The 7,658-nt window shown below is 72.4% G+C and carries 6 protein-coding genes and 1 pseudogene; 3 read left to right on the forward strand and 4 right to left on the reverse strand.

Going from position 1 to position 7,658, the window contains the following annotated elements; all coding sequences use genetic code 11:
* A pseudogene (locus P1P75_RS37515) lies at positions 1-821 on the reverse strand (tetratricopeptide repeat protein); the annotation flags it as partial.
* Between the two features lie 215 nt (positions 822-1,036).
* On the opposite strand from P1P75_RS37515, the gene P1P75_RS37520 reads away from it, so the two are divergent.
* The 3 genes from P1P75_RS37520 (at position 1,037) to P1P75_RS37530 (ending at position 3,573) form a co-directional block, all read left to right on the forward strand.
* Positions 1,037-1,558 (forward strand): hypothetical protein, encoded by a 522-nt coding sequence (locus P1P75_RS37520; protein ID WP_319263871.1) that lies wholly within the window; start codon positions 1,037-1,039, stop codon positions 1,556-1,558.
* Positions 1,559-1,608: 50 nt separating this feature from the next.
* The gene (locus P1P75_RS37525; protein ID WP_319263873.1) at positions 1,609-2,811 is read left to right on the forward strand and encodes an amidase; all 1,203 of its coding nucleotides are present in this window, start codon (positions 1,609-1,611) and stop codon (positions 2,809-2,811) included.
* 174 nt (positions 2,812-2,985) lie between these two features.
* Positions 2,986-3,573, forward strand: a complete 588-nt coding sequence (locus tag P1P75_RS37530) for an NAD(P)H-dependent oxidoreductase (protein WP_319263875.1) — start codon at positions 2,986-2,988, stop codon at positions 3,571-3,573.
* A 60-nt stretch (positions 3,574-3,633) separates the two neighbouring features.
* Here the strand turns inward: P1P75_RS37530 and P1P75_RS37535 are convergent, their stop codons facing one another.
* From P1P75_RS37535 to P1P75_RS37545, 3 genes are all read right to left on the reverse strand, one after another.
* Positions 3,634-4,632 (reverse strand): ABC transporter permease, encoded by a 999-nt coding sequence (locus P1P75_RS37535; RefSeq protein ID WP_319263877.1) that lies wholly within the window; start codon positions 4,630-4,632, stop codon positions 3,634-3,636.
* Positions 4,619-5,611: an ABC transporter ATP-binding protein gene (locus P1P75_RS37540; protein ID WP_319263879.1), complete on the reverse strand. Its 993-nt coding sequence runs from the start codon at positions 5,609-5,611 to the stop codon at positions 4,619-4,621. Before P1P75_RS37540 ends, P1P75_RS37535 begins: the two co-directional genes overlap by 14 nt.
* A gap of 152 nt (positions 5,612-5,763) precedes the next feature.
* A complete protein-coding gene (locus P1P75_RS37545) occupies positions 5,764-7,008 on the reverse strand; it encodes a DUF2092 domain-containing protein (protein ID WP_319263881.1) in 1,245 nt (414 codons plus the stop codon).
* Between the last annotated feature and the right edge of the window lie 650 nt (positions 7,009-7,658).

Consider the following 7,658-nt stretch of genomic DNA (forward strand, 5'->3'; position numbering starts at 1 on the left):
GGAATGGGTTCCGGGAGCGGGTGAGGGAACGGGTGGGGGCGGGCGTCCTCGGGGATGCGGTCCATCACCGGCGGCGGGCCGAACACGCCCGTCGGAGCCGCTGCCGCGCCCGGGATCCCGTCCTGAGGCTCTACCGGTTCCGACAGGTCCACCGATTCCGACGGCTGCATGGATTCCGACGGCTCCATCGATCCCGACGGCTCCATCGATTCCCCCGACTCCACCGGTTCCGCCGGTTCCGCCGGTGCCGTCTGCTCGCGGCGCAGGAAGTGCGTGGGCTTGTCCTGCCGGGTCGATGCGGACGGAACGGCCGCCTCGGCATGGTCCGCGGGCGACGCGAGCGGTTCCTCGACGGGCGGTGCAGGCCGTACTTCGACGGGCGGTGCAGGCCGTGCTTCCGCGGGCGACGCGAACCGTGCCTCGGCGGGCGACGTCAGCCCTGCGTCCGCGGGCGACGTCAGCCGTGCCTCGGTGGTGGCCGGGGCCGACGGCCTGTCGCCCGGCTCCCTCGGCGGGGCGACCCGCAGGGGTTCCCCCGCGAAGTGGCTGGAACCGTCCGGTTCGATGCGCAGCGGGACGACGTAGCCGATGCGCTCGTCGTGGACCGTGGCGAGCACAGGATGCCCGGTGGCCAGGGCGATGCGGTGCAGATGACCGAGGACGGCCTGCTGGAGTTCCTGCCCGTCGGCGGCGACGACGGGGACACCGCCGATACTCGCCGGTCCGCCCCCAAAGACGTGCACGTCGAGCGGGGCCGCCGCGACGGCCGGACGCCTGTCGTACTGCTGTGCCCGCTTCTTCTCGCGGCTGAGTCGAGACATCGGTTCCTCACCCTGACACGTCGCCGTGCACGTACGTTGCGCTCATCACCCGTGCACCCACGCGTACACGTACTGTTGAGTCTCTCCGGCCGTGCCCGGTCCGCACGTCACCGCGACGTCACAGCCTCGTTCCAAGGCCCGCGGTCACGGGGACCCGGTGACGGCCGACGGTGCGGGCGGCGTGGGCGGCGTGGCGACGACGAGGAGTGCGGGGCATGCGGACGACGGACGGGCGGCTCCCGGGACCCGAGATCTGGATCCGCGGCCCGGTGCCGGCGCCCGAACCCCCACCGGGTCCGTACGCCGCACCCCCCGGGCCACGTCGCTTCTCCTGGATCGGCACGCACGGCGGGGCCGGCGCCTCCACCCTCGCCACGGTCTACGGCGGCCACGACAGCGGACGGGACTGGCCCGGCCCGGACGACCCGCCGTCCATGCTGCTCGTGGCCCGCACCCACGCGTCCGGACTGGAATCGGTGCTGCGGACCCTGGAGGTCTTCCGGCGCGGGCAGGCCCCGGCGGGCCTCGACCTGGACGCGGTCGTGCTCGTCGCGGACGCCCCGGGCCGGCTGCCGCGCCAACTCGCGCAACGGGTACGCCTGATCGACTCGGTCATCGACGTGTACCGGGTGCCGTGGGTCGAGCACTGGCGCCTCGGTGACCTGTCGGGCACCCCGCCCCGCGAGACGGAACCGCTGATCCGCCTCACCAGCACGGCCGCCCGGCGGGTGCGCTGAGCGCGACTCCGCCCACGCCCCCTTCCTCGGCCGTCGGGCTCGCCGCCGCCGTGCGGGAGGGGCGGCTGCGGGCCGTCGACGTGGTGGCCGGGGCTCTGGAACGGATCCGGCGGGAGGACCGCGCGCTGGGGGCGTTCGCCGAGGTGTGGGAGGACGCGGCGGCGGAGCGGGCGGCCGAGGTGGACGCGCGGCTTGCGGCTGGTGAGCGGCTGCCGCTGGCCGGGGTGCCGATCGGGGTCAAGGGCCGGCACGGTCTGCGTACGGCGGGACCGCTGGTGGCCGCCGGCTGCGTGCCGGTGGGGGCGACGGCCGTGCCCGGACCCGGAACTGCCTGGCAGACCTGGGGAGTCGGCGCGCACGGCCGTACCGTCAATCCCTGGCGCGCCGACCGTACGCCCGGCGGTTCCTCTGCCGGTTCGGCGGCGGCCGTGGCGGCCGGTCTGGTGCCGCTGGCGACCGGCAGCGACGGCGCGGGCTCGGTGCGCATCCCGGCCGCCTGGTGCGGCATCGTCGGCCTGAAGGTCACGAACGGCCGCTTCCCGTCCCCCGACCGTACGGGGCTGGCGGCGCCGGGCGTGCTCGTCCGGTACGCGGCGGACGCGGAGGCGTACTGGCGGGTCCTCTCCGGGGAGGGCCAGGGACTCCGGCCGCGCCCGTTCACCGCCGTCTTCTCCCCCGACCTCGGATTCGCCGACCCCGATCCGGAGCCCCTGGCCCTCGCGCGGGCCGCCTTCGCCCGCCTCGTGGAGGCCGATGTCGTACGGCTTCCACTGTCGGAGACACCCGTGCGGCTGGCGGACCCCGCGCCCGCCTGGCTGGCGCTCCGGGGGGCGGGATCGGGTGCCACCTCGGAGGTACGGGGAGACGGGCGGGAGGTACGGGGGGTACGGGACGTGCGAGGGATCAACGACCGCCGGCTGGCCGCGCTCTTCGACCGGGTGGACCTGTTGCTGACCCCTACGACCCCTAACGCCGCGCATGGCCACGACGGCCCCGGTGACCGCTACTCGACGGCGCTGACGTGGGCGTTCAACCTGAGTGGGCATCCGGCGATCAGCATTGCGGCGGGGGTCGGCGCGGACGGCTGCCCGGTCGGGCTCCAGGTGGTGGCGGCGCACGGACGGGAGGCGGTACTGCTCGCCGTGGCGGCGGCCGCGGAGGCGCGGGCGGGGAACAGGAGCACTGGCACCGGCACTGGCACCGGCACCGGCACCGGCACTGGCACTGGCACTGGCATCCCTGGGAAGCCCTGACTCCCGGCCTGATCCTCTGATGGCGGGCCCGGACCTCTGACTTCGGGGCCTGAAGCACTGACTCGCGGGGCGTCGGCCCTCCGCACCTCCCCTCGATTCCCTGGCGGCCACTACTTGCGTATGCATATGATGCACATGCGCTTTACAGTCGCACGCCGACCATTTGGGGGATCCATGAGCACCCGACGTTTCCTGTTCGTGCTGGGCAGCAGCCGTCCCGAGGGCAACACGGAACTGTTGGCCCGCGCCGCCGCCGAGCAACTGCCCGCCGATGTCGAGCAGGAGTGGATCAGCCTCGCCGAGCATCCGCTGCCCGACTTCGAGGACCTGCGCCACGACAGCGACCACGCCCGTCCCACCGAGGGCGACGTGGCCCTGCTGCTCGACGCCACGCTCGCGGCTACGGACATCGTGATCGCGTCTCCGCTGTACTGGTACACGCTGTCCGGGCAGGCCAAGCGCTACCTGGACTACTGGTCGGGCTGGCTGCGCACCCCCGGCGTCGACCTCAAGGCGACCCTGGCCGGGAACACCCTGTGGGGCGTCACCGCGCTCGCCGAGGAGCGGCCGGAGGTGGCCGAACCGCTGGTCGGCGCGCTGCAGAACTCGGCCACGTACATGAAGATGCGGTTCGGCGGGGTGCTGCTCGGCAACGGCAGCAAGCCGGGTGACGTCCTCAACGACGCGCAGGCCCTGGCCGACGCGAAGACCTTCTTCGCACGGCGCGCACCCCTCGCCCGCTACACCTTCGAGACCGACTGACGGCGGGCACACCACCGACCGCGGCCTCGGCGGGGCGGGAGGGCCGGCCGTTACGCCCGGTTACGCCGTGACGTCCTTCGTCGTGAACCGCGCCCAGGCCGCCGATCCGAAGACCGCCACGTACACCGCCTGAAGGCCGAGGTTCTTCTGGAGCTCCACCCAGTAGACGGGTTCGCGCATCAGGTCGGCGAAGGACAGCCAGTAGTGGGAGAAGAGATACGGCTGGATCGCGTGCAACTGCGGGATCTGGTCGAGGATCTGCACGGTGGTGAGCAGACCCACGGTCGTCGCCATGGCCGCTATGCCACTGTTGGTGAGCGTGGAGACGAACAGGCCGAGCGCGGCCAGCCCGAGCAGCGAGGCGGTGACGGCCAGGGCGATCAACAGGGCTCGCCCCAGGCCGTCGGCGAAGGAGATACGGGTACCGGAGATGGTCGTGAGGTCACCCAGCGGGAACAGCAGCGCACCCACCGCCAGCGCGGACACCGCGACCACCAGGGTGGCCAGCAGGCAGAAGGTCACCGTGGTCGCGTACTTGGCGAGCAGCAGGCGGGTACGGCCGGCGGGGGCGACGAGGAGGTAGCGCAGGGTTCCGGAGTTCGCCTCGCCGGCGACCGCGTCCCCCGCGACGACGCCGACGGCCATCGGCAGGAAGAACGGAAGTGTGGCGGCCAGTGCGGTGAACACCAGGAACAGGCCGTTGTTGGTGATCTGCGCCATGAAGGCCGGTCCCTCACCGCCACCGCCCCGCTGACCGGCCCTCGAACCGTCACCGGTCTCGATCTTCACGGCGATCCCCACCAGCACCGGCACGGCGGCCAGCACGCCCAGCAGGGCGAGGGTCCGCCAGCGGCGCAGGGTGATGGTCAGCTCGCTGCGGAAGAGCCCGATGGACCGGAACGAGCGGACAGCGCGCGGGACTTCACCGGAAGCGGCAGCTGCGGCCGCTCCCTGCTCGGCCTCCCCTTCCGGCTCGGCTTCCCCTTGTACGACGTTCCCCTGCGCGGCCTTCCCGGGTGGGACGTATTCCGGCTCGGCCTTCGCTTCAGCCCGCGACATCGAAACCCTCTCCCGTCAGTGCGACGAACGCGTCCTCCAAGGAGGCCCGTTCCACGCCGAAGCCGCGCACGCGGACGCCGGCCGCCACCAACGCCGCGTTCAGCTCCGCCAGTTCACGGTCGGCGGGCTCGCCCGTCACCCGGTCCTCGGTGACGACTACGTCCGTCACGCCCTGTTCCTTGAGCACCCGGGCCGCGTCCGCCGTGTCCGGGGTCGTCACGGCCAGCCGCCCGCGCGCACGGGCCGCAAGGTCGGCCACCGAGCCCTGGGTGAGGAGCCGCCCGCGTGCCATGACGGCCGCGTGCGTGCAGACCTGCTCGATCTCGTCGAGGAGGTGGGAGGAGAGGAACACGGTGGTGCCCTCCGCCGCCAACTCCCTTACGAGGACCCGGATCTCGCGCATGCCCTGCGGATCGAGACCGTTGGTCGGCTCGTCCAGGACCAGCAGCCGACGGGGCTGGAGGAGAGCGGCGGCCAGGCCCAGCCGCTGCTTCATCCCGAGCGAATAGGCCCTCGCCTTCTTCGCGGCGGCCGCCGTCAGGCCCACCCGCTCCAGCGCCTGCGCCACACGGGTACGCCGGGTGCGGGGGTCGGCGGTCGGGTCGGCCGCGTCGTAGCGCAGGAGGTTGTCACGGCCGGAGAGGAAGCCGTAGAGGGCGGGGCCCTCGATGAGCGCGCCGACGTGCGGCAGCACGGCGCGGGAGGCGCGGGGCATGGGGTGCCCGAGCACCCGCGCCGTGCCGGAGGTGGGCTCGATGAGACCCATCAGCATGCGGATGGTGGTGGTCTTGCCCGAGCCGTTCGGACCGAGGAAGCCGAAGACGCTGCCGGCCGGGACGGCCAGGTCCAGGCCGTCGACGGCGAGCTGTCCGCCGCGGTATCGCTTGGTCAGGGCGCGGGTGTGGATGACGGTGTCGCCGCCGGCCGGACCCGGCGCCCCGAACGCCGACTCCGCCGACTCGTCGTCATCGTCGTCCATCGACTGTCTGTCCCCGTCCCAGTCCCTGTCGGGGTCCCTGTCCGGTCCCTGCCCGAGTCCCTGTCCGGGTCCCTGTCCGGGTCCCTGCCCGAGTCCCCTGATCGCCGGTTCCACGTCAGGGTACTCAGTGCTCCGCAGGTGCTCCCTTGTGCCTACTTCCCGGTGTTCGCCGCCTTCACGAGGGCGTCCTTGGTGACGGCGCCGACGTAGACCTTGCCGTCGTCCGTGACCAGGGCGTTGACCAGGCGGGTGGAGAAGACGGTGCCCGAGCCGAACTTGCCGTCGACCTTGTCGCCGAAGGAGCCCAGGAACCCGCCGAGACCGCCCGCGTCGGGGAGGTCACCGGAGGAGGGGACGCCCTCGCCGCCCGAGTCGAAGGTGGCGACGGTGGTCCAGCCCTCGCCGAGGACGTCGAGCCCGGCGAAGTCGTTCGCGAAGTCCCCTTCCAGCTCGCCCTTGTCGTGACCCTTGAAGCCGTCCTTGGGGGGCGCGGGTACACCGGTCGGGGCGTCCGCGCTGTCCTCCTCGGTCACCTTCGCCCCCTTGGGCGGGGTGAAGTCGAAGGTGGAGGCGGCCGGCTTGGCGAAGCTGATCTGAGTGAAGCCGGCGTCGACGACCGCGGCGCCGCCGCTCGTCGGCGTCAGCGTGAACTTGAGCGGCAGCCCGGTCTTCGCGTCCACGGCCACACTGATCGCGCCGACCGTCGAACCGGACTGCTTGGGCTTGACCAGCAGCTTGTAGGCGTCGCGGCCGGCCACCTGGACGGTGCCGTCCACGGTCACGGACGTGGTGTCGTCGACGGCCTTGAGGGCTTCGTCGGTGAGGTCCTTGGGCGTGGTGGGAACGGGCTCGGCGGCCTTCTCCCCCTCCGGGGCGGTGGAGTGATAGACCTCGTTGGAGGCGCTGTCGTACCCCCACACGTCCTTGCCGTCGTGGATGAGGCTGTACTCGGCGGCGTTCTCCAGGAGAGACAGCTTCTGCTTGTCCGGGCCGTCGGTGGCGACGCGCAGGGTGTGCGTGCCGGAGGCGAGTTCCGTGAGCTTGGCGGAGGGGTCGGCGGAGGATCCGCCGTCGCCTTCGCCGCCGCCGGTGACCCCGGAGAGCAGCCCGCTCTCCAGCCCGCCCAGGTCGGGCAGGCCGAGGTCGGTGGTGATCTTCACCGTGCCGGACAGCTGCTGTACGTCCGACGCGGCGATCTTCTCGATGAGCTGCTGTGCGGTGATCTTCGGCAGGTCGGGGTCGCCCGAGTCGGCGAGCGCCGGGACCAGCCCGATCGTCGCCGCCGCGACACCGATCACGGTGACCGGAACGATGTACCGCACGGCCTTGCGCCGTCCGACACGCAGATCGTCGGCCTTCCCGGCGGGCGTGCTGTCGTCGGATGCGTACGGTGCCATGTGTGCCTTACCTCCGTCGTCGGCGGCGGCCGGTCGTCGCGTGGGTCAACGTCCCCCACTCAAGCCGCCATTCTCACCCGAATCGGTGAGGAGTGGTGATTTCCGTAGTCCCTATCTGACCAAATCAGCCACCCGGTTACGTCAACCCGAGGACTCAACTCCACGTACACCTGGGGTATGACGTGGGGGTGGAGGGCATCAGGGTGCGGTGAGGGAGGCAGTCGGGGACACGGCTGGCAGAGACCGCGGGCCGAAGACTGGGAAGGTGCGCGGGACCGAGCCGAAGGGGCGCCGGGCGGTGGGCCGACGGGTGCGGGACGGTGGGCCCGGCTGGGGCCCGGCTGAAGCGTGGTGGTAGGCCCGGCTGGGGGCGTAACGGTAGGCCCGGCTGGGGGATGCTGAGCTGTGCCGACAGGGGTGCAGGCGGTGTGCTGACAGGGGTGCAGGGGACTGAGTCCCCGCCCGGGCAGGCGGCGGAGTCCCGAGGGGGTTCGACCCGCACATCTCAGCCGGCCGAGTCGGGCGGTGGGTGGGCCAGAGGCCCGCAGGGCCGCAGGGGACGAAGTCCCCGCACGGGGTCCCGGGCGGGGACTCAGTCCCCCTGTCTCTTAAACACACCCCGGGCCCCAGGAGAGGGGAAAAAACGTGGT

Source organism: Streptomyces sp. ID05-39B (genome assembly GCF_033794725.1).
GTDB classification, from domain to species: Bacteria; Actinomycetota; Actinomycetes; order Streptomycetales; family Streptomycetaceae; genus Streptomyces; species Streptomyces bobili.

What these genes read in the sequence shown, in the direction of transcription:
- P1P75_RS37520 (WP_319263871.1), top strand. Translation starts at nt 1,037, where the DNA reads ATGCGGACGACGGACGGGCGGCTCCCGGGACCCGAGATCTGGATCCGC.
- P1P75_RS37530 (WP_319263875.1), top strand. Translation starts at nt 2,986, where the DNA reads ATGAGCACCCGACGTTTCCTGTTCGTGCTGGGCAGCAGCCGTCCCGAG.
- P1P75_RS37535 (WP_319263877.1), bottom strand. Translation starts at nt 4,632, where the DNA reads ATGTCGCGGGCTGAAGCGAAGGCCGAGCCGGAATACGTCCCACCCGGG.
- P1P75_RS37540 (WP_319263879.1), bottom strand. Translation starts at nt 5,611, where the DNA reads ATGGACGACGATGACGACGAGTCGGCGGAGTCGGCGTTCGGGGCGCCG.
- P1P75_RS37545 (WP_319263881.1), bottom strand. Translation starts at nt 7,008, where the DNA reads ATGGCACCGTACGCATCCGACGACAGCACGCCCGCCGGGAAGGCCGAC.